A 23922-nucleotide genomic window follows, 5' to 3' on the forward strand; every position below is an offset into this window, starting at 1 on the left:
TAGGTTATCGTTAGCGGTACAGGGTAAAATGCCCGACGAATTCCCGCTCGTCGCGTTCACCGTTCAGTTTGATTACGTACCAGTAATCTCCGGTGGGTAATTCCCGACCTTCATATGTCCCGTCCCAACCCTGGAATCCATAGGCGAGTTCATCTACCACTCTACCATAACGGTCATAAATTTTGATTAGTATTTCCGGGAAGCCCTCCAGGTTGTCGGGAATCCAGAAATCGTTGTTGCCGTCCCCGTCCGGGGTGAAATAGTTGGGTATTTCGATGTCGATGAACTCCATCTCGATCTGGGCCACGGCCTCGCAACCGCTCTGGTCTACCACGCGTACGGTATACACGCCGGATTCGGTGATATAGTACGTGTTGTCCTCCCCGTTGTCGTCATCGTTGAAATAGAACGTATAGGGGGCTACGCCGCCTTCCGCCAGGGCCGTAATCTCGTTGATGTTCCGCTGTTCCAGGATCAGGGTCAGGGGCTCAAAACTTTCGATTTCGAAATCGATGGTCTGTACGCAGCCGTTGGCGTGCGAGATGGCCAGGTAATGCGGGCCGGGGCTCAGGCCGGCAAAATCAGCATCCAGCTGCATGTCGGCCGGATCCGTGGAATCCAGGGCGTACATGACGTCATTTTCAACGGACGGGTCTTCCAGCGCCACCTCCAGGTAGTTATCCGGGATGTTGCCGGTACACTCGTATACAGGCGTTACAACTGCATTGAGGTTTACGCCGGGCTCGATTTCCACGATTACATTGGTTTGGCAATCCTGGGCGTCCCTTACAAAGATCACATACGTGCCGGCAGCCAATCCGCTGAATGTGGACTGGGCAGGTCCGAAATCGGCATCTGCATTCGAGTTGAAGGCCGTCCGGTAAGGCGCTGTGCCGCCGCTGATCGCAATATCGATCATGCCGTCCTCGCTGCCCGCGCATACCTCGGGGGTTGCCTGGGCATCCACCGTAATCGACGCCGGTTCGGAAATGGTGAACTGGAAGGTCAGGAAACAGCCGTTCTCGTCCTGGGCAATTACGTCATAGACGCCGGGCGCCAAGTCGGTAAAGACGTTGTTGTCGTCAAACTGGTTCAGGTTCGGGCTGATGGCGTAGAGGATGTTGCCGGTGCCGCCGGAAACTTCCACGGTGATCGTACCGTCGTCCTCCCCGTTGCAGGTGACGTCAGTGAACTCCTCCCGGTCGATTTGCAGGGGAACGGGCTCCGTGATGATCAGTTCATTGGAAACCTCCTCGCAATCCTGGCTGGTGACCCGGATCCAGTAGCTGCCCACACCCAGGCCGCTAAACGTGCCGTTGGCCTGCGGACCAGACAGGAGGCTTGTCAGGGCGGCATCGCCGTACAGCTCATATTGGTAGCTGCCCAGGCCGCCGGTGGCGGTAGCCCGGAGGCTCGCAGTCATTTCGCCCGTACAGTTGATCACGGCCGCGCTGGTGTCGATGTCGAGCATCAGGGGCGGGATGGGCTCAATGCTCACCTGGTTGGAGATATCCGCCTCGCAACCAAAAGAATCGCGCACATAGTACTGGAACGTGCCATCCGTCACGCTGAAGGTATGGGAGTTTCCGCCTGACATGGGCGAATAGGTGGTGCCGTCCGTACTGTATTCGTACGGGCCGTTGCCTCCGGTTGCGGTCAGGTATATCTCTGCGTCGGTGGTACACGTCATGGATGCCGTCTGAATGAGGTTGGCTTCCACTTCGGTGGGCTCGGTGATGGTTACCTGGACGGTTTCCAAATCGCAATTCCAGCCATCGGATACCGTGATGCTGTAGATGCCGGCTCCAAGCCCTGTAAATACGGGGCTTGCCTGGAATCCGGATGAGAAGGCGATAGTGGCGCCGGCCGCGTCGTAATAGTTCAGGCTGTACTGGTAGCTGCCTGAGCCGCCGGAGACACCCGTGGCCGTAACTACCCCGTTTGTGTCGCCATAGCAGGCGAGGACGGCGGGGGCCGCATTGATCCCGGCCGCAATGGGCGCCGGCTCAACCAGGTCGATCGTATCGTTGTAGACGCAGCCATTGGCATCCGTAACGGCAACCGTAAAGGAACCTGCGGAAAGCCCGGCAAACACGCGGGATTGGACGTTGTTGGCCGTATAGGCCTGCCCGGTGGTGGTATTGGTAAGGACGATGTCATACGGTGCGTAACCGCCTGTGGGATCCACCAGGATTTCCCCCTGGTCGTTCGTACAGGTAACGTCGGCTACCTGGCTGACGACAGCCGTCAGCGCCATATCCGGGGAGATAATGGTTATGATGTTGGAGTCTTCGGCACAGAAAGGCGAAGCAGTCTCTGTAATACGGACAAAGTAGTTGCCGCCGCTCAGGCCATTTACGGTGAGCGGGTTCGTGCTCGTATTGGCACTTCCGACCACGCCGGTAGAAACCCCGGCTGCAGTAAACACCTCGTAGTCGTAGGCTCCGGTATACCCGGTAATGTTCACCGAGAGCGCGCCGTCCGTATCCCCAAAACAGGTAACGGGGTTAACAGGTGCGGCTGCAACCTGGATCAGGTCGTACGGGGGCACCTCGTAGGGAGCGGTCTGGATATAACACCCGGTGGCATCGTCGGTAATCCGGAACACATACGTGCCGGGGACGGTCAGGTCCCAGGTGGTCTGCGTATTGGAAACCACAGTGTTCAGGGAGCCGTTCGGGTTGCCCGGGGGCAATAACTCCACCGTGTAGGTGTTGGCCGGGTTGCCGTCATCGCTTACGGAAACGAGGACTTCCTCCGGGTTTGCACAGGTGATGGCGATATTTTGCGTCACGGTAGCCGTGAAGACGTTCAGCGGGTCCAGGGTAACCGTGTCGGTAGCCGGACATCCGTTGGCATCCCGCACATAGACCGTCAGGTTCTGTACAGCACCGGTATCCGCCACCTCAAAGGTGTTCGACGCCTGGAAGTTGACATTGTCCAGGCTGTAGAGGTACGGGGCTGTTCCCGCACCACCCGGCACGGTTACCGTAACGGTTGCCGTGTTTACCGAATTGTCCGGGGCGCAGGCAAAGGCCGTGGCCGCAGCGGTGACGCTCAGCGGGGTGGGTTCTGCAACTGCCTGGGCCAGGCTGGCTTCACAGGCCCTGCCGGAGAGCACGCGCACCGTGTAATTGTCTGCTGCCAGGCCGGTAAACAGCGGGCTGTTTTGGGGGCCTGCCACGAGTGTCATCGTCCCGTCGTACAATTCGTAGGTATAGGGCGGGTTGTCCTGGCCGGCATCGAGGGTCACCGTGATGGAACCGTCGGCACCCCCGGCACAACTGACATCTTCTGCGGCGGTGGTAAAGGATACCGGTGTGGGGGTTTCCAGCGTTACAGGCGCCTGGGCATCACAGCCGGTGCCGGAGGTATCGTATACGATGGCCGTATAGGTGTCCGGGGCCAGGCCTGTGAATACATTGGAGGCCTGGGGTACCCCGCCAATGACGCTCACCCCGCCGCCGTCCAGCAGGTCGTATTCATAGCTGCCGGAGCCACCCTGGGCTGTGACGGTGATCTCCCCGTCATTCAGGGCACAGGTGGGCTGTACCGTGGGCTGGGCAGTCAGGGCCAGGGGCGGCAGGATGGTTATCGTATCCGTAGCCGTACACCCATTGGCGTCTCGGACAGTTACCGTATAGGTGCCCGGGGCGCTTACCGTAAAGGTCGGGGAGGCCTGGAAGCCGGCACCTACGCTATAGCTCAGGGGTGCAATCCCGGATCCTGCAACGGTAAAGGTGTAGCTGGAACCGTCCGAGGCGCACTGGTCTGCGGCGTAGGCCGGGGCGGCAACAGTGGGCATCGGGTCCTCGTCCACAGTTACGGTGATAAAGGTGAAACACCCGTTGCTGTCCATAGCGTACACATCGTAGTCGGCCGGATAGGTGGCCGGGTTCAGTACCGCTGTGGCACTGGGCGAATAATCGCCGGGCACGGGGATATTTCCGGTGGGCACAAAGGCATAGGTATATCCGGGGGTGCCGCCGCTGGCAGCAACCGTTACCTGAGCGCCCGTGTTGCAATTCGCATTGATATTGGCGGTTTCCGCCAGGCTCACAGCCGCTGGCGGGGAGGCGATGGTCACGGTGTTTGAAACGTCGTCGCAGAAAGGCGTATCCGTGGCGATGACTTCTACGTAATAGTTGCCGCCCGCCAGGCTGCCGATGGTCCGGGGGTTCACCGAGGTGTCTGCAGGCACGACCCCGGTTACCGGGGTGCCCGCACTGTCAAATACCTGGTAGGTGTAATTCCCGGCGTAGTTGTTAACCTGGAGGGAAAGCTCCCCATCCGTATCCCCGAAACAGTCTACCGGGGTGATTGCTGTGGCTACAGCCTCAATCAGATCGTAGGGTGCCACGGTATACGGGGTAGTCGTAAAGTAGCATCCCGTGCCATTATCCGTAACCCGGAATACATAATCGCCGGGGGCGGCCAGGTTGAAATCGGCTGTGTAGAAACCGGCACCCGGGGATTGGGTGGGAGCCGACCCCAGAGGGAGCAGGTCAAAGTCAAAGTCGCCGGAACCGCCGGTAACGGTAACCCGCACAACTTCGTCGTTGGAGCAGGTAATGGCCGTAAGCTGGCTTACGTTCACATCCGTGATGACGGGCATCGGGCTGATACTGATGTTGTCGGTTTCCTCGCAGCCATTCGCGTCCCGCACATAGGCCGTAAAGTTCTGCACGGCACCTGTGTCGCTGATGTTGAACGTGTTGGAGCTCGTAAAGTTCACTCCGTCCAGGCTATACAGGTAGGGTGCGGTTCCGCCCCCACCGGTTATTGTAACTACCGCCTGGGTCACGGTGTTGTCCGGGGCGCAGGCAAAGCTCGTGGCCGTTGCAGATGCGGTTACCGGAGTCGGTTCTGCCACCGTAACGACATCATCTTGCTGGCAGCCGCGTCCGGAAGTTACGCGCACGGTATAGTCGCCGGCGGCCAGGCCGGTAAAGACCGGGCTGGACTGTACGCCGGTAACCGGCAGAATGCCCAGGGCGTCAAAGAGCTGGTAGGTGTAGGGCGGGTTGTCCTGACCCGGGTCCAGGGTTGCGGTGATGACCCCGTCCGAACCGCCCGTACAGCTCACGTCGGTGACGTTGGTGGTAAAAGCCACGTTGGTGGGGACGTTCAGCACAATACTTGAAGATGCTGCACAACCAACGGCCAGGCTGTCGTATACAAAAGCCGTATAGGTGCCCGGCGCCAGCCCTGTAAACAGGGGAGATGCCTGGGGCCCTCCCGTGACGCTGACCGCGCCGAGGAAAAGTTCATAAGTGTATACCCCGGAGCCACCGTATGCCGTCAGGAGAACCTGCCCGTCGTTCAGGGCACAGGTGGGTTGTACCACGGCCTCAGCGGTCAGGTCGGATGGCGGGAAAATATCCAGGGAAACGAGGTTGCCGCAAGAATTCGAATCGCGGACTTCCACGGTGTGCGTCCCGGAGCTCAGGCCAGTGAAAACATGGGTATCCCCCGCATTCACCAGGGAAGTGGATTGAAAGGCCCCACCGTCCAGACTTAGCATATACGGGCCGACACCGGCAACATCCAGGGTAACGGTAATTTCAAAATTGCCTTCGGTGGCGGAACACTGGTTGGCTACTGCGGATATCACAGGTTCCGGGTCCGCGGTAATTGTAATGTCCAGGGGCGGCGTCATACAGCCGTTGGCATCCATGGCATAGGCATCCCAGTCCGTGTTGACGGCCGGGTCCAGCTCCGCATAGCTGCTGGCGGAAAAGTCTCCGGGAACCGGGGCGACCCCGTCTTCCACAAAGGCGTAGGTAAACCCGCCGGAACCGCCGGTAGCCTGGACGGTAACCTGGGCATCCTCGTTGCAATTCGCGTTGTTTTGGTCTACCAGGTTAAACGTAATGGGCGAAGGCTCCAGGATCCGGAAATCCCAGGTATTCGAACAGAACGGGCTGGTGGCTTCCTCAAAATAGAGGACGTAATCGCCCGGGGGCAGGTTGTTGACCGTCTCCAGGGGAGTGGGGCCGCCCATGGGCCCGCTTACTGTGCCGGAGAAGCCCGTCGGGTTGTTGGTGAGCGCCTCCAGGATACTGTAGTTGATGTCGGCAACCGTGCCGTCAAAATTCTGGAATTGGAAGGCGATGGAGCCGTTTGTGTCGCCAAAGCAGGTCACGTCGTTAACCGCCGGAGTGGGTACCACCTCGATACCGGAAAGGGCCGGAATGTCCACCTCCACGTAGCTCGTACACAGGGTTACGTTGTCGATAGCTTCAAACACATAGGACTGGCCGGCATTCAAACCCTGAAAAACGGCCTGTTCTTCATTGGCTCCCGGGCCTGCGGTTTCCGAGTTTGGCGGGGTCCCCGGGCCGTAGATGCTAAAGCTGTAATCGCCCGAACCGCCATCGGCGGAAAGGGTCACCGTGCCGCCCGTGGCACAATCCACGATCGCCTGGGAATCCAGTGTCAGGAAGGGGTTGGCCAGGACGCGTACCGGGTTCTGGTAGAATTCGCAGCCGTTGGCATCGATGATCCGCACATAGTAGTCGCCAAAGTCCAGGCCGTCAAAGGAGACACTGGTTGCCGCTGTGTTTACGATGGGGTTCGACCCGGTTACGGGAACGATATTGTTCATCTGGTCGTACAGCGTATAGGTGAAATTCGGGGTCCCCCCGCTGATGATGGAGATGTCGATGCGGCCCGGAATGTCGCCACCCCCGGGAGCCCCGCTACAGGACACGTCCGTCACGGTAATGCTGGCGTCAAACAGGGGCGGGTCTGTCAGCGTGACGCTGTCGGTAAACGTACAGCCCTTGTCGTCCCTTACCGTGTAATTGTAGGTGCCGGCAGGCAAGCCGGAGTAAACTGTCTGGTTGCTATATCCCGCTCCGTTAAAGTCTACTTGGTAGGGGGCTTGCCCAAAATTCGGGTCGATATCGATCTCGACTACCCCGTTGGAGTCGCCGAAACAGGTCGGGTCGATGGTGGTGGCCGTGGCCTGGGGGTCTACGGCCGCCGTAACCGTAACCGTGTTGGTCAGGCCCACGCAGCCCTGGCTGTCCGTGACCCGGAACTGGTAGGTCCCGGGGGTTGCCGTGGTGTAAGGGAAGCCTCCGGCATAAGGCGTAAAGCCGCCGCCGTTAACTTCCACCTCATAGGTGTAGGGGGCATACCCCCCGTTAACCGTTACATCCAGGATGGCATCCGGGGATACCGTACAATCGATGTCCTTGGTCAGTACTGCATTACCCGTAAGCTGGGGCTCGACGGTAAAGGCTACCGTATCGGAACACCCGTTGCTGTCCCGGACCGTGAATGTATAGTTCCCGGGCACCAGGCCGGCAAACGTATTGGACGTCTGGGTAGCCCCGCCGTTCATGCTGTAATAATAGGGCGCCGCGCCGCCGGAAGCTCCCACCACTACGGTGGCCCCGCCGGAGGGGTCGTAGCAGACATCCGAAGATGCGTCGATGCTCGCCACCGGGTTGGCCGGCGTGGTGATGTCAAAGGTGTCGGTTACCGCGCAGCCATTGGCGTCCTCCACGGTGATCGTATAGGTGCCCACCTGGGAGAGGCCGGTAAACGTATTTCCGGACTGGGGCCCGAGCACGCTAGTGTCGGGTTGCTCCAACTGGTAGGTATAGGCGCCCCATCCGCCGGTGGCCGAAATAGTCACGGAACCGTCTGCCGCGCAGGTCAGCGGGGTAACGGTAAAGGTAAATGCGAGGGGCAGGGCCGGCTCGCTTACCGTCACGGTGTCCGTAGCGGTACAATTGGTGGTTTCGTCGGTAACCACCACCGTATAATCGCCGGCAGCCAGACCGGTGAGGTTAATGACCGCGCCGCTTTCCCCGGTGCCCGAGAAGGTTGCCGGGCCGGTTACCGAATAGGCATAGGTGGTGGAGAAGCCGCTGACGGCAAAATCCACAGCGCCATCCGATCCGCCTACACAGCTTACATCCTGTACCAGGGAACCGGCAACCGCGATGGGCGTTACCGGATTGATCGTATAGGCTTCGTCATAGGAACACCCGTTGGCATCCGTTACCCGGAAGGTATAGGTGTCGGGGGCAAGTCCTGTAAATACGTTGTTGTTGCCATTGTTAACGGCAGCGGGCGCGATAATCTCATAGGTGATGGCCCCTACCCCATCCGTAACAGTCAGGGTAACGTCGGAGACTTCGGCCGGGCAGTTCGGCGGGGTGGCGCTGAAGCTGATGTCGGAGGGCGGGTCCAGGGGTGGAATCACCACGGAGGCTGTTACAAACGTGCAGCCTGCGGAATCCCGCACGGTAATGGTGTACGTGCCGTCTGTCAGACCGGTAAAGGTGTCGGAGGCCTGGAAGTTGACCCCGTTGATGCTGTAGGTGTAGCCGGGTGTTCCCCCGGTAATATTCTGCGCCTGGATGCTGCCGTCCTGCAGGCAGGTATACCCCTGGACCAGGACCGCGTCGGCTGCAATCGGGGCCGGGTCTGTAAGGGTTACCGAGCCGTTGTACAAGCAGCCCTTGGCATCCTGTACGGTGTAGTTGTAGGTGCCGGCCGCCAGGTTGCTGAATACCGTCTGGCTGCCGAAGCCGGCCCCGTCAAAATCCACCTGGTAGGGGGCGGTTCCGAAGTTTGTGTCGATCAGGATTTCCACCTGACCGTCCGATGCCCCGGCACATGCGGGGTCGGTTGCGTTGTGCGTGGCCACCGGGTTGGTGATGGGATCGACCACCACGGTGGTTTCAGCCGTACAACCTTCCGCGTCGGTAATCGTAAACACAAAAGTACCGTCTGTGGCGGTGGTATAGGTAAAGGCATTGCCAACAACCGGGGTGGAGGCCCCGCCGTTTACCTGATAGGCAAAGGGGGCGTACCCGCCATTGATGGTAACGTCGATAACCGCATCCGGGGAAGCGGAGCAATCGAGCTCCTTGGTGAGTACCGACGTGGCGGTCAGCTGGGGCTCAATGGTGACGGTACCCGAAGTAGCCGTACAGCCGTTCATGTCCGTAACCACCACCGTGTAATTGCCGGGGGTCAGGTTGTTGAAGGTGTTGCCGGATTGTCCGGGGCCTCCATTGAGGCTGTACGAGAAGGGGCCCGTACCCCCCGAAACAGTGGCCGTAAGGCTCACGCCCGAGGCCGGGTCGTAACAGAGGTCGGTTACCGGGTCCAGGCTCACCGTCGGGTTGGACGGGGCGGACAGGGTGAAGGTATCGGTTTCCACGCAGCCGTTGGCATCCTCAACCGCAATGGTGTAGCTACCGAGCTGCGTCAGGTTGTTGAAAGTGGCGCTGCCCTGCGGCCCGAGCACTGTGGCATCCGGCTGGGTGAGCTGGTAGGAATAGCTGCCCCAGCCGCCGCTGGCCGAAATGGTAACTGAGCCGTCGCTGACACAAGTGGGTTGTACGGCGCTGAATGTAAAGGCCAGGGGGCTGGCCGGCTCGTCGATGGTTACCGAAGCCGTATCCGTACAATTCGTATCCGTATCCGTAACGGTGATGTCATAGGTGCCCGCAGCCAGGCCGGTCAGGTCGATGGTTGCATTAGTCTCCCCCGTGCCCGAGAAGGCGGCCGGGCCGGTTACCGCGTAGTCGTAGGAAGTGGCAAAACCGCTTACGGTGTAGCGGGCCTCCCCGTCGGATCCGCCAAAACAGCTGACAGGCGAAACCTGAACGCCGGAAACCGTAATCGGGACCACCGGATCTATCGTGAAGTTTTCTTCATAGGTACACCCGTTGTCATCCGTGACGCGGAAGGTGTAGGTGTCCGGGGCCAGCCCGTTAAAGGTGGCCGTGTTCCCGGAGGAGGAATCGGCGGCCTGGGCGGCAGGCGCGATGATTTCAACCACAAAGGGCGCCGTGCCGTTGCTGACCGTTACCGTGACGTCGGAGACCAGGGCCGGGCAGGTGGGCTGGGTGGCCGCGAATGTAAGGTCGTCCGGCGGATTCAGCGGGTCGATGGTGATTGAATTCGTTACCACGGTACAACCCGCGGCATCCCGGATAGTGATATTGTAAGTTCCGGCAGTCAGGCCGGCGAATGTATCGGAAGCCCCAAAGGAGACCCCGTCGATGCTGTATTCGTAAGGAGCAGTACCTCCGGCGACGTTCTGCGCCTGGATGGTGGCATCCTGCAGGCAGGTGTACGGCTGGGTGAGCGCGGCATCACCGGCAAGGCCGGACGCGGGCTGGGATACGGTCTGATATTCAAAATAGTCGCAATCTGCACTCCCTTTCCGCTGGTTGATTACGATGGCGTAGTCGCCAGCGGGCAATCCTGCAAAAACCCCCGAGCCATTCGTGGCGATGGCATCCCCATAGTTGAAGTTGTCTTCATCGAACCCGGCGGCATTGAACAGGTAGTACGTTAACTGATATCCATTGCTGCTTACAAGGTTGAAGCGAATTTCACCCGTAGACTCTCCAAAACAAAGCACATCAACCACGGAAGTAGCATTGTAGTCGGCTGCCGGGACAAATTCGATTTCAACCGTATTCGAAATGGAGAAACAGTTGTTCCGGTCTACGACGACAAAGGTATACTGGCCCGGGTCCATGATGTCGAAAATCTGGCTCGTCTGAAACTCAGAAGCCGGGATATCGGCCGGGGTCGCATAGGAAATCTGCGTTACGCCCCCATCGTCTACATATTCCCAGATGGCATAGGTGTGGGGCGTTCTCCCCCCGTCCGAAGACATGAGGATGTTTCCTTCTTTACAGCTAATGTGTTGGGAGACGCGGGCCTCGAGTTCCAGGTCGGATAGGTCCACGATGGTTACCTGCTCGGTATGCAAACACCCGTCGTCTGTGGTTACCCGTACGTCGTAGGTGCCGGCGTTGATATTGTCGAAACTGTAGTTGTTGTCGGTGCTGGGGCCGAAAGTGTCCACCACGGTGCCCCCCTGGGAGATCTCGTAGTAGTACTGGGGCTCTACATTCAGCACGGAAATATCGATTGCGCCCAGGCCGTTGCAATCCACGTCGGAGGTGGTGACATCCACCTGGAAGTCCCGGGCCAGTACCCCGATGTTTTCGAGGTAAAAGACGCAGCCGTCCACCACGCCCACCTGCCGCATTTCTACGGTGTAGGCGCCGTTGGTGGCGATGTCGAAGCTCGGGCCGTTATTCGCGCTGTAAGGCACCAACACGTTGCCGCTCACGGCATCCAGCAGCTGGTATTCGTACTGGGCCGGCATGTTGGTGACCGTGATATTCCCCGGCGTGCTGCAGATAATATCCGTCACGTCGTATTGGGGGTCCAGCGGGTTCTTGAATATGTTGAAATAGAAGCGTGTAAAGCAACCGTTCTGATAGTTGACCACTACGCGGTATTCGCCGGCATCGGCCGCCAGAAAGTCGTTGCCCGTGTCTACCTGGTTCCAGGTGCAGGCGGAGTTCTTGTTGGCGCAGTCGTCCCCGGAATCCGCACAGCTGGCCTCGTCCAGTTGTTCCCAGATAATGCTGGTCGCATCCGGGATGTTGATTTGGATAAGCTCCGTGTCGTTCAGGCCGCAGAGGAAGATCTTGGGCAACAGGTCTCCGTCGTTGGCACAGGTTACCACCTCGCCTTCCACGGTATTGGAGGTGTCGTTGATCAGCGTGACGATCGGGTTTTCCTGGGTGACACCGGGAAGCGTAACGGTGATGATTTCCTGGAAGCCCTTGCAGGGGTCCGCCACAATCTTGTCCACGATGTACTGGCCGGTCTCCGTTACGCGCTGGGTACTCGGATCGTTATCCGGGTCCCCGTCGTCAATGACCGTGTCGCCGCCGTCAATCAGGCCGTCCCCGTTGTTGTCCCGGTACCAGATATACTCGTCAAAGTTGTCGCCGGCATCCAGGACCACGCTGGTCCCGCAAAGCTCCACTTCCCTTGAGAAATCGCAGTTTTCCAGGTCGTCCAGCAGGAAGTTTGTTGCCCCGGGCGTTACAAAGCCGCAGGTATCGAAATCGGAGACGCTCGGGTCGTCCGAAATTACGGCAGTATTGATGACGCCCTGGTAGGTGGAATAGGCCAGGTTCTGAATCAGGTCTGTACAGGCGTCGATAAAATCAAAGCAGTTTTCGGCCACCTGCACCCGCATGCGGATGGAAGATGCGGGGTCGCCTTCCTCGATAAGGTTGTCCGGTATCGAGAAGATCACTTCCCGCGTCCCCGGGTCGTAGGTATAGGTTACCCCGGGTGGCAGCGTGAGGTTCGATTCATCCAGAGCGACGTTGATTGGCAGAATGTCCCGGATCGTATAGTTGGTGGCGTCGTCATTCCCGAGGTTTTCAAACGTCAGCACGTAGTCGAGCAACTGCCCCAGGTTGACCCCGGCCCCGGTTATATCGTTCCCGGCGATGTCTTCTACCCGCTTCTCGAGCACGATGTTCGGCTCGATGATCTCCACGTTAAAGGAATTGAAGAATGGGTAATACTGGTCGCCGTTGGAGGTAAAGCGAAAAGTGGCGGCTGTTTCGTTGTTCGGGATGACCGAATTGAGCGGGTTGTTCAGGATAAACATATCCGTGTCGTACCCCAGCGTATTGACGCTGTTCGGATTTCGCGTGTTTACAATTGCCCCGTCCTCGCTGATATTGCTGTTAAAGAAGTTATTGGACGGGTTGGCCCCGTTGCTGATCGTCGTAAATCCCGGAATCGTGGCCGAGCTAATTTGCAGGCGGTCGCCGGTAATCCGGTTGTCCCCTTCAAGCGCGGCTACTCCAATGTCCGCAATTACAGGGCCTGCCGGGATGGTGTTGAAGCCGGTGTAGTTGATATCCACCGTGGGGTTGGCGCTGCGCACGCGGGCAAAACCGTCAAAAGTGGTGATGAGTTTCCCGGTGAGATTCGGGTTTTCGTAGGCGATGACCAGGGTCCAACCCCCGGCTGCCCCGCCTCCGGGAGAGAGGGATCCGACCACGGAGCGGATATTCGCCACCGTATATTCCCCCTGCGGGTCGGCCAGGGCCGTCACAAGTGCCGTAACGTCCGCATAACAGGCATACGGGCTGTTCTGCCGCATCGAATTGTCGCCGCTGGTAAATCCGTCGTAAAGCACCTCATCGGCCGTTACGTCCACGTAGGCGCCGCCGGGGACCCGGAATTTGACCTGGTTGAAGTCGTTTTGCCGGTTGGTTCCCACGGCCTGCCCGGCCTGTTCGCTCGGATAGGTGGCAGACCAGTACAACCCGGCGTACCGGATGAGGTTACAGTTGGCGTCGTCGTAGGCAAAGGTGGCCGAGCTCGAGCTGAAAGTGGATGGGTCGGAATCCACGTCGATGTACTGCATATTCAGCCAATCGTTGTACGTGGAAGAGTTGCCAGTGGCATTATACGGATCTTCCGGGTCGTTGCTTCCGGATTGCCGGTTGACGATATTATTGGCTATAAATGTCAGGTCTCCCCGAAGATTCGCCTGGTAGCGGACATCGAAGGAGTTGTATTCCTGAGCAAGGCCTCCTATTGTGGTCAGCAACAGACAGGCCAGAAGAAGTCTTCTGAGTCTGGTTGGTTTCATCTAGGCGATCTGGTTGGGTCTCACACGCATGATCCACATTTTGTCGTCGTACGTGTTGTTGATTTTTGAGTAGTAGGAGATCAGTGCGCTGTTCCAGTTTTCGTGCCGCTTCAGGTAAACATACCGATAGTTATTATCCGGGTTGATAAAATAACTGGCACTGAGCCCCAGGGAATTCAGGTAGCGTACAAAGCGGTTGGCATTCCCCGGGTTGGCAAAAACGTTGGCAATCAGGTAGAATTCAGTACCCCCCTGGCCCATCAAGGCCTCTCCGGCTATTTCGCCTGCGGAGGTCTTGTCGCGTTCCACCACGTTCTTCTGCAGCACATCACTTTCATACTGATCGGATTTTTCTTCAATGCGGCGTGAATTGGCGGCATAAGCTTCGTTGCTGTATCGGTTGGCTACCTGCATGACCCAGAGGTCGCCCTGGTAGCGGCCGTCCACTTTGGAGTTTACGGCCCGTGCGGCATCTTCCCAGTTGTCATACCGGGTGAGGTATACGTATTTCAGGCCGTTGTTCTGGTTATCGATATAGTCTGCGCCGATACCGTCGGCTTCCAGGCGGTTGATAAACTTGTCCAAATAGGTGGTGCCCTTGTAGACATTGGCTACCACATAGTAGCCGTCCTGTACACCCTGCAGGTCGCGGAATCTCCGGCTTTTAACCCGGGAGGCTTCCGGTTGGGTGGCAGCATTTGCTGTCTGGCTTTTGGCCGGCTCCCCGGCATCGGCAACCGCTGTCCGGTCCCGGTCGCGGGCGATGGCTTTTTCAGCGCGTGCCCTGCGGGCAGTTTCTGCAGCCCGTGCGGCTTCTTCTTTGCGCGCAGTATCTGCGGAGGCGGCCAGGGCGTTGTTGCCCGGTTGGTCTTCAGTGTTAATACCGAAAGGCATGTTGCTTGAGTCCCGTCCGGTTCTCGTGGCGTCGTTGTTGACGAAATACACCTGACGCGCCTTGTCTTCCAGGTCAGGGCGTTCCCCGCCGGTTTCCTGCCGCACCATGCGCATCACCATCTCAAACCGCTGTTCCAGTTCGCGCTGGCGGCTGTTTTCAAGGGAATCCTGACGGAACATCAATTCGGCAAGGATTGCATCGTTTTCGGCTAACCGCCTTTTAAGTTCTGCGATTTCGGCGTCCTTGTCGGTTACTTCTATATCGTCGTCATCTGCATCTGCCAGGGAATCCTCATATCCGTTTTCCAGCATCACCCGATCTTCGGTCAGGTTGGGCGTAAAGGAATAGGCAAAGGAGATCTCGTGGGTAAGCCCCAGGTTGTCCTGCGTGTCCGAAAGGCCTTTTTCCATGGTGTATCCGATGGAAAGCCTCCGGTTGATGTTGAATCCTATCCCGGCTGAGGCACCGTAAAAACTGTCGTAACCGCCCTGCAGCCAACCCAGTTTGGGCAGGTCAAGGATCAGGTTCCCCCCCAGGACGGTTTCGTCTTCTCCTACCTTCCGGACCCGCGCCAGGGGCATCAGGCGACCTTCTTCAAAGATCCCCGTTGCAGCCGGGAATTGGTGGGTATATTGCAGGTGGCCCGAGAAGGTTTTATCCTTGAATTCGGTTATGAAGTCACTTGTCTTCAAATTGTAATCAATCAGGTTCTCCGCGTACACCCCAAAGTCAAAGGGGCCGTAGGAAATGTTGAAACCCGGCTGAAACGTCAGCAGGGAACTGTTCTGAAAACCGCTCAGGAAGGGGTCGTCTTCCACGGGGTTTGCCAGGCTTTCGTCAAAACCGCTGCTGTAATACGAGAGGTTGGCTCCAAAGGTAAAATTGCTTTTGTCGCTGAGCTTCACCCCGTAGGCGTAGTTGGCGAGTACCCCGTAATTGCTCAGGGTCCCTTCCCGCTGCGTATACAGGCTCAACCCCAGGCCCGAGCGGTCCCCGATTCGACCGCTGTAACTCAGGAAGTACATCTGGTTGTTATCGTCAAAAGATACCGACTGGTTTCTATGAAGCAAGTTAATGTAGGACTTGTCCTCCCGCACCGTGGAAAAGGTGGGGTTGATCAAAAACCGGTTGTACTTCAACAGGTTCTGGGACGGCACTTCGTAGGCGAGGATCGGGTTCTCCTCCTGGGCGCGGGCCAGGGGGCCTGCAGTGCACAACACCAGTACAAACATTACTATGCGTTTCATGGTCGGGTTAGCGTATTACGGTAATGGTACCTTGTTTCAGGACTTTTTCAGCATCCCGGATCTTGTAATAGAACACCATGTTCTGTTTCGGGAAGCTGGAGGCAGAGGAGGGCCAGTTGTTCTGGTAGCTGTTTTCATTCAGTACCTCCTCGCCTTTTTCGTTGTATATAATCACATTCACCTCCGGGCGGTTGGAATAGGTATTCGGGATAACCCACTGGTCGTTGATGCCGTCCCCGTTCACCGAAATCACATTCGGCACCCGGAACGTGTCCAGGTAGGATACGGTCACCGACCGGGCCACTTCGCATCCGCCGATGGTGGCAATCAGCAGGTAATCACCCGCTTCCGTAAAGGAATAGGAAGACGTACTGCTGATTTCAATATTGTTGCTGTCCATCCAGCGGTAGGTCTCCCCTCCGGAGGCCGTAACCGTACGGGCGCTGCCTTCCGGGATTCGGATATCCGTTCCGGGGTCCAGGGTAATCAGGTTTTCATCCAGGCTGTTGAGAACCAGGTTGTTGGACGGCACCGGGCAGCCGCTGCGCATCACCACCAGCTGGTAGGTGCCGGGGGTGGTGGCATCGATGGACGGGGTGGTCAGGTTCAGGTTGACCCCGTCGCGGAACCAGTCAAAACTCGCCCCGGTCAGGTCGGTAGTGGTGCTGATGGTAACGGGATCGGACGGGCCGCATACAGTGGTCTCGCTGCCCGAAATAGTAATGAGTTCGTCTACCCGCAGTTGGACGCTCAGCGTATTGGATGCGGGCGAATAGGAGGAAATACTCCCTTCCACATGGTAGGATCCGTTTTCCGAGATATCGGCCAGGCTGATGGCAGATGCGGTAGAACCGCTGATTGCCGTTCCGTCGCGGTACCACTGGAAGGCCAGGTCGGCCATCAGGTCGGCCGTCACGTCCGTGCTGCCGCCGCTACCGTCCAGGGCGCGGATGGCGGACACCTCCAGCACGATGTCGGTATTTGTACAGGCGGCGTAGGCCCCGCTGTAGGCAATGTCCATTTCCAGGGAGGCGGGCACCACAACGGAGGTGGGGTCCGAGTCGATGGAAGTTGCCGAACAGGCTCCGCCGGTCAGGGATACACGGGCAAAATAGTTTCCGGTATCCGACTCGGAAACCGTCAGGGTTGTTGCGGTAGCCCCGGAAACCGGGCTGCCATTGCGGTACCACTGGATATCGGCCCCGGAGGCGTCCGTCGTAATAGACAGGTCCTGGGTCTGGCCCGGCAACACCATTACGGTTGCCGGATTCGTCCGGGTTACGGTGAAGTTGCCGGCATTCGTAATGGTTACGGTTGCGGATTGTTCCACGCAGGCACCGTCCCCAAAGATTTCCACGGAATAATCCCCTTCAAACCCGGCGATACCGGCATCAACCGTATACGTGTCGTCATCTACTGTAGGCGGGGTGATCGGGTTGCCGTCCCGGAACCAGGTATAGGTGAGGCCCTGGCCGGTGATATTCGCGGTCAGGTCCATGGTTTCACCCGGGCAGAGGGCGTTCTTGGCCGGGGGGTTGATGGCAATCCCCAGGCTGCTGCCGCTGGTCACGTCAATCAGGTTCGACAACGTGTTCCCGGACCCCGAACAGGATCCGTAATCGATTTCGGCGTTGTACATACCCCCCTGGGTCACGGTAATGCTGGAGCCCTTATCGGCCAGGAGCGTGCCGCTGCGGTACCAGTTATACTGATAGGTATCCGGGTTGGTTACATTGTATACTTCCAGGGTAATCGAATTGCCGTCGCACACCTGTGCGGTGCCGTCACCCATATCGGCCTGTCCCTGCGGGCGGATATTGATCCCGCTGTTGACACCCAGATAATACATGGGGTATGCAACCGACGCAGGGCTGGTCATCGCTGGGCTTGTACTGCGTACGCGCATGCGATAACCCTCGCCCTGTGTATCGGTTGGCAAAGAGAACTGGAAATAAAAGTCAAATGTGGTATTCATGTCATCCACCCGGGCGAGTTCCCGGGCGCCTGAAAAGTCCCCGGAAGCGTCGGAGAGCTCCAGGATAAATTCGTTGTCGGCATTCACCAGGGGCGGACTCCAGGTGAAATTGGCCCAATAATCGTTGAAGGATCCGGAGGCGCAGGCTGCGGTCCAGGGGTTGGTTCCCGGTGGCGGGGTTTGGTTTGGGGCGGCTTCGGGGGCATTGAGAATCTGTGCGTACCCGGCCTGGGCGCACATCAATCCCCACAGTAGGGCTGCGGTGATACGTAATTTTAGGTTCATGACACTCCTTTTTACTGGTTAACGACTTGGTTATGCCCTACTTTGCCTGGTTGCTCCGGCGCCCTGCCCATGCCGTTCCCCGCTCCAATTTGAGCAGGTGGCAGGCCACCGCAACCAAACATTGTCTAACAAATATGGCTGTAAGCCCGCCCACAGGGAATTTATTGTTGTCGCATCGACCATATATGTTGTGAAATCACTGTATTTGTATGAATGGCTTGCGGATAAGGGATTTATCAGCATCGATGAACAGCATTTTTTCTACCTTTACGGCCTTAAATTCCCATACATGACAGCCGATTCCCGATCGCTGAATTTTATCGAGCATATTATCGAGGACGATCTCGCCTCGGGATTTCCCAAAGACCAGCTGCGCTTCCGGTTTCCCCCGGAACCCAACGGTTACCTGCATATAGGCCACGCGAGTTCCATCTGCCTGAATTTCGGCCTGGGCCTGCGCTATGATGCCCCGGTAAACCTGCGCTTTGACGACACCAACCCGGCCAAAGAGGAAGCGGAATACGTGGACGCCATCAAACGGGACGTTTCCTGGCTGGGATTTGAGTGGGCGGAAGAGCGCTATGCCTCCGATTATTTCCAGCAACTTTACGATTGGGCGGAGGACCTGATCCGCCAGGGCAAGGCGTATGTAGACAGCCAGAGCTCTGAGGAAATCGCCGCCCAGAAGGGGACGCCCACGGAACCCGGCACGAACAGTCCGCACAGAAACCGATCGGTATCTGAGAATTTAGAACTATTCCGGGGCATGAAGGACGGGAAGTTCGAGGCCGGCGCACATGTGTTGCGCGCTAAAATTGACATGGCTTCCCCAAATATGCTGATGCGCGACCCGGTGATGTACCGAATCCTGCATCGGGCCCACCACCGCACAAATACCGATTGGTGTATTTATCCGCTCTACGATTGGACCCATGGGGAAAGCGATTACATTGAACAGGTATCCCATTCGCTCTGTACCCTGGAGTTCAAGCCCCACCGGCCGCTGTACGACTGGTTTCTCGACGCAGTGACCGAAGCGGGGAAGTTGCGGCCGAAGCAACGGGAATTTGCCCGCCGAAACCTGAGCCACACGGTCGTCAGCAAGCGCAAACTGCTCCAGCTGGTGGAAGGCGGCCATGTATCGGGTTGGGACGACCCGCGCATGCCGACCATATCCGGACTCCGGCGCAGGGGATGCACCCCGGAAGCCATCCGGAATTTTGCGGATACCATCGGGATTGCCAAACGGGACAATGTGGTGGATGTGGCGCTGCTGGATTTCCACATGCGCGAACACCTGAACCAGATTGCCCCCCGGGTCATGGCTGTTCTGGACCCGGTGAAGGTGGTGCTGACCAATTACCCGGAAGGGGAAACCGAATGGCTGGAGACGGAAAACAACCCGGAAGATCCGGGAGCCGGCACGCGGGAAATTCCATTTTCGCGGGAGCTCTATATTGAGCGGGAAGACTTCCGGGAACAGGCCAACCGGAAATTTTTCCGCCTGAAGCTCGGGGGCGAGGTCCGTCTCAAGAGCGGGTATATCATCAAGGCGGAGCAGGCGGTAAAGGATGCATCCGGTACAATCACCGAAATACATTGCACGTACGACCCCAAAAGCCGCAGCGGCAGCGGTACGGAGGAAAGCCGGCGGAAGGTGAAGGGCACCCTGCATTGGGTGTCGGCCGAACACGCCCACCGGGCCGAAGTCCGGCTGTACGACCGCCTTTTTACGGATGCGACTCCGGACCAGCATAAAGACCGGGATTTTATGGAATTCCTGAACCCGGATTCTCTGGAAGTAGTGGAGGCCCGGATCGAACCCGGCCTGGCCGGTGCGCAACCGGGAGAGCGTTTCCAGTTTCAGCGCCTCGGCTATTTTTGCGTGGACCCGGACTCTTCGGAGGACCGGCTCGTTTTCAACCGGACGGTGACCCTCCGGGATACCTGGGCCAAAATCGAACAAAAGGAGGGTTAGTCAGGGCCATAGAAGGCGCTTATCCCTGCGATTGTATCAATCGGTATATTCTATTTAAATTGCCTGTTTCAGGCCCTTTTTAAGGGCCGATCGGAGGGCGGTGCATATTCCCGGACTGCCGCGCCGCATTGAAGCCCTTACACGCGGCCGCAGGCCGTTTTAGTTCCAACAGACCGTTTTTTGCCCGGTATTTTTGCTCCCCCGGATCAAAACCGTGCTCAAAACCTGCACAGCCCCCGAATTAACGACCTGTTAACGCATATTCTGACGAAATTGCACTATACTATTTATGACCGATCGTAACCGATCAAAAACTAAGTTTAACTTCAAATTTCAAATTATGGCATCTAACGATACTGGATCTGTACTCTTGGCGCTTCTGACAGGAGCGGCAATTGGAGCGGGTGTAGGCATACTTTACGCCCCGGACAAAGGATCAAAAACAAGAAAGAAAATCAAGAAAAAGGCCAATCAGGCCAAGGACGACATCTCGGTTCGGGTATCCCGGGCCACTGAAGAGCTGAGCCGCACGGCCGAGGCCAAGAAAGAAGATTTCGAGCGGCGCCTGGAGGATACCATCTCCACCATGAGTTATAAGGCGGACGATATTATCGAAACCCTGGAACACAAACTGGCAGATTTGAAAAAGAAGAACGCCAAGTACCAGAAAGACCCGGTAATAGAAACAGCCGGAAAACCGAAAGTAGCCGCCAAATCATAGCCCTGAATGGCTTTTGACGAATTAAAAGAACGCGCCGCTGAAGCCGAGCGCGACCTGAAGGAATACGGGCAGGCCAGTGCCGAATACTATAAACTCAAGGCCTTTAAGCTCGCCATGCGCAGCTTTCTCTACCTGGCCAAAGGGTTTGTTTTGGGCTTTATCCTGTTGCTTACCCTGATATTTCTTTCAGTTGCCGGCGCTTACGCCATCGGGGAGCGGATGGACTCATTGTCCACCGGGTTCCTGATTGTGGCCGGGGCATACCTGGTTGTGTTCCTCCTGGCCTACCTGCTGAAGGATTCCATGAACGCCCCCATCCTGCGGAAGTTCTCTGAATATTTTTACGAAGAAGATGAGTAAGCGCTATACCTCTTTTGAACAGATCGATAAGGACCTGAAAATTATGCGTCTGAAGCAGGAGATTGCGGTGGAAAACCTGAAACTTTCCTATACAGAAGCTCGCAAGAGCCTCTACCCTACCCAATTGCTTGGGGGGGTTACGGGTATCATCCAGAAATTGGCCATCTCCCTTCTGGCGAAAAAGTTGCTGCAGAAGTTCAGCCGGTAAGACGCCGGTTGCGGAGACCTGCACTACGGCAAGGTCTTTAAGCAGTCACATCAGGCCTGAAATCAAAAAACAACCCCGGCATTGGCCGGGGTTTTTCGTTTCACGTATGGCCCGGGAAATTCCGGGTAAGTTTGGGAAACTCCGGGAGCCTGCTACCGGAGCCGGCTGCACCTACTCCTTTTTGTCCTTGTTCTGTTTTTTCATCGCCTCCCCAATCTGGTTGCTGGCCGTAAAGCTGGCCACCATATTGTTGAGCATATCGCTGCCTGCCTGGGGCGAATTCGGCAGGAGGATCAGATTCGTATTGGTTTCCTCCCCGATGGCCTGCAAGGTGTCGTAATGCTGGGTAACCACAATCAGGGCGGATGCTTCCTGGGAATTGATGCCCACCTTGTTCAGGACCTCCACGGACTCCTCGAGGCCCCTGGCAATTTCCCTTCGCTGATCGGCGATCCCCTGTCCCTGCAGCCGTTTGCTCTCCGCCTCGGCCTTGGCCTTTTCCACGATGAGGATGCGGGCGGCATCCCCTTCGAACTGGGCGGCAATCTTCTCCCGCTCCGAAGCGTTTATCCGGTTCATGGCGGCTTTCACCTGGGCGTCCGGGTCGATATCCGTGACAAGCGTCTTGATAATGTCGTACCCGTAATCGAGCATGGCGTCCTGCAATTCAGCCTTCACCGCAATGGCGATGTCGTCCTTCTTCACAAAAACGTCATCCAGCTTCATCTTGGGCACCTCTGCCCGAACCACGTCAAATACATAGGAAGTAATCTGCTCGTGTGGGTATTCCAGCTTGTAGAAGGCTTCGTACACCTTGTCCCGGATCACCACATACTGAACGGATACCTTTAGCTTGACAAACACATCGTCCCGTGTTTTTGTTTCCACAATTACATCGAGCTGCTGGATCTTCAGGCTGAGGCGGCCCGAAATCCGGTCAACAATCGGGATTTTCATCTGCAGGCCGGAATTCCGGATACTCTGGAACCGGCCGAACCGCTCGACGATAACGGCCGTTTGCTGTTTGACGATAAAGAAAGAGCTGAAGAGGATAACCAGCCCCAGGAACAGGAAGGGTATCCAAAGGAATGATGCGATCATAGTGTGCGTTGCTAAGGGTTAGTGAAAATACGAAAGTATCGTCCTTATAGGTCGCAATTTCCCGGGAATTGTTACAGCGGTGTGCTATTTCGGGCTCCCGCCGAGACGGTCGATGGCCAGGCGGATCCGCCCGACGGTTTCATCCTTCCCGATTAGGCCCATGATGTCGAACAGGTGGGGGCCCTGCATGGCGCCGACCAGGACCAGGCGCAAGGGCGGCATGACCTGTCCGAAGGACAGCCCGGACGCACCGATCCAATCTTTTACGGAGGTTTCCAGGTGTTCCGAAGAAAAGTCGTCCCGGGTTTCGAGTAAATCGGCCAGTCGGGCCATCACCTGGGGCGTACCCTCCTTCCATTGCTTGCGGACGGCCTTTTCATCGTAGGCTTCCGGCTGTCTGAAGAAATACGAGCCCTGTTCCCAGATGTCCTTGAGGAAGTCCGCCCGTTCCCGCAACAGGGCAACTACCCGTTCCAGGTAGGCGTCTTCCAGGCTGTCCGGAAACGGATGGCGGCCCTCCAGAACCCTGCGGAATTCCGGCACGAGCTCAGCCGGGGATTTCTGCTGCAGGTACTGGTGGTTGTACCATCGGGTTTTGTCCGGATCAAACCGCGCCCCGGACTTGTTGACGCGCTCCAGGTCAAAGGCCTCGATGAGCTCTTCCAGGGAAAAGAGCTCCTGTTCCGTACCGGGGTTCCACCCCAATAAAGCCAGGAAGTTCAGGACTGCCTCCGGAAAATAGCCGGATTCCCGGTATCCGGCCGAGTCTTTCCATTCCAGGGGAAAAACCGGGAATCCCATTTTTTCCCCGTCCCGTTTACTGAGCTTGCCTTTCCCCGTCGGTTTCATGATCAGGGGCAGGTGGGCGAATTGGGGGGCTTCCCAACCAAAGGCCCGGTAAAGTTGAATGTGCAGTGCCAGGGACGGCAACCACTCCTCCCCGCGGATTACATGGGTAATTTCCATCAGGTGGTCGTCCACGATATTCGCCAGGTGGTAGGTGGGCATCCCGTCGCTTTTGAAAAGCACCTTGTCGTCCAGGGTGTTTGTGTCGATGCGGATGTCGCCCCGGATCAGGTCCTGGAATTCCAGGGTCTGATCTTTGGGCCATTGGAACCGGATAACATACGGGTCCCCGGCATCCAGGCGGGATTGGAGGGCCTCCGGGGACATGCCCAGGGAATTGTCCAGTTTTTCCCGGTTGTGCCAGTTGTAGATGAAGGTCTTCCCCTTTTTCTCGTGATCGGCCCGATGGGCATCCAGTGCCTCCGGCCGGTCAAAGGCGTAATACGCCCAGCCGGATTGCACGAGCTGTTCGGCAAATTCCCGATAGCGGTCCTTGCGCTCACTCTGGCGGTAGGGCCCATGGCCCCCTTCTTTCCCGGGGCCTTCATCAAAGGGGATGCCGAGCCACTCCAGGGATTCCACGATATATTCTTCCGCCCCTTTCACGAAGCGGTTCTGGTCGGTATCCTCAATCCGCAGGATAAAATCCCCCCCGTGTTTTTTGGCAAACAAATAATTGAATAGAGCCGTGCGGACACCGCCGATGTGCAGAGGGCCGGTCGGGCTCGGGGCAAAACGGACGCGGACGGGTTGTTTCATCAGATTGGAATTTGAATTGCAAAGATAGGCAGGCCGGACCGGATGACAAGCGAAGCTTACAGACCGGGCCCCGCCGGCCTTT

Annotated in this window: 9 protein-coding genes; 4 read left to right on the plus strand and 5 right to left on the minus strand. The window is 57.5% G+C overall.

Annotation, left to right across the window (positions count from 1 at the left end; all coding sequences use genetic code 11):
- Positions 1 to 10: 10 nt before the first annotated feature.
- The 3 genes from AC3DKS_RS10515 to AC3DKS_RS10525 are packed head-to-tail and all read right to left on the minus strand — an operon-like array spanning position 11 to position 17867.
- Entirely contained in the window at positions 11 to 13465 is a 13455-nt protein-coding gene (locus AC3DKS_RS10515; protein ID WP_272606941.1) for a T9SS type B sorting domain-containing protein, read from the minus strand.
- Positions 13466 to 15607, minus strand: a complete 2142-nt coding sequence (locus AC3DKS_RS10520) for a PorP/SprF family type IX secretion system membrane protein (protein ID WP_272606940.1) — start codon at positions 15605 to 15607, stop codon at positions 13466 to 13468.
- Between the two features lie 7 nt (positions 15608 to 15614).
- Entirely contained in the window at positions 15615 to 17867 is a 2253-nt protein-coding gene (locus AC3DKS_RS10525; protein ID WP_272606939.1) for a T9SS type B sorting domain-containing protein, read from the minus strand.
- 289 nt (positions 17868 to 18156) lie between these two features.
- Here AC3DKS_RS10525 and AC3DKS_RS10530 point away from each other — a divergent pair, with 289 nt between their 5' ends.
- The 4 genes from AC3DKS_RS10530 to AC3DKS_RS10545 all read left to right on the plus strand — a co-directional run bounded on the left by AC3DKS_RS10530 (position 18157) and on the right by AC3DKS_RS10545 (position 21134).
- Positions 18157 to 19845 (plus strand): glutamine--tRNA ligase/YqeY domain fusion protein, encoded by a 1689-nt coding sequence (locus AC3DKS_RS10530; protein ID WP_041327457.1) that lies wholly within the window; start codon positions 18157 to 18159, stop codon positions 19843 to 19845.
- Between the two features lie 340 nt (positions 19846 to 20185).
- The gene (locus AC3DKS_RS10535) at positions 20186 to 20566 is read left to right on the plus strand and encodes a YtxH domain-containing protein (RefSeq protein ID WP_272606938.1); all 381 of its coding nucleotides are present in this window, start codon (positions 20186 to 20188) and stop codon (positions 20564 to 20566) included.
- 6 nt (positions 20567 to 20572) lie between these two features.
- A complete protein-coding gene (locus AC3DKS_RS10540; protein WP_015753354.1) occupies positions 20573 to 20926 on the plus strand; it encodes a hypothetical protein in 354 nt (117 codons plus the stop codon).
- Positions 20919 to 21134: a DUF6327 family protein gene (locus AC3DKS_RS10545; protein ID WP_015753353.1), complete on the plus strand. Its 216-nt coding sequence runs from the start codon at positions 20919 to 20921 to the stop codon at positions 21132 to 21134. The genes AC3DKS_RS10540 and AC3DKS_RS10545 overlap by 8 nt, the downstream gene beginning before the upstream one ends.
- Before the next feature lie 171 nt (positions 21135 to 21305).
- Here the strand turns inward: AC3DKS_RS10545 and AC3DKS_RS10550 are convergent, their stop codons facing one another.
- Both AC3DKS_RS10550 and gltX read right to left on the minus strand, forming a co-directional pair.
- Entirely contained in the window at positions 21306 to 22235 is a 930-nt protein-coding gene (locus AC3DKS_RS10550) for an SPFH domain-containing protein (protein WP_015753352.1), read from the minus strand.
- Positions 22236 to 22319: 84 nt separating this feature from the next.
- Positions 22320 to 23840, minus strand: a complete 1521-nt coding sequence (gltX, locus tag AC3DKS_RS10555) for a glutamate--tRNA ligase (protein ID WP_272606937.1) — start codon at positions 23838 to 23840, stop codon at positions 22320 to 22322.
- Between the last annotated feature and the right edge of the window lie 82 nt (positions 23841 to 23922).

This window comes from Robiginitalea sp. (assembly GCF_982776155.1).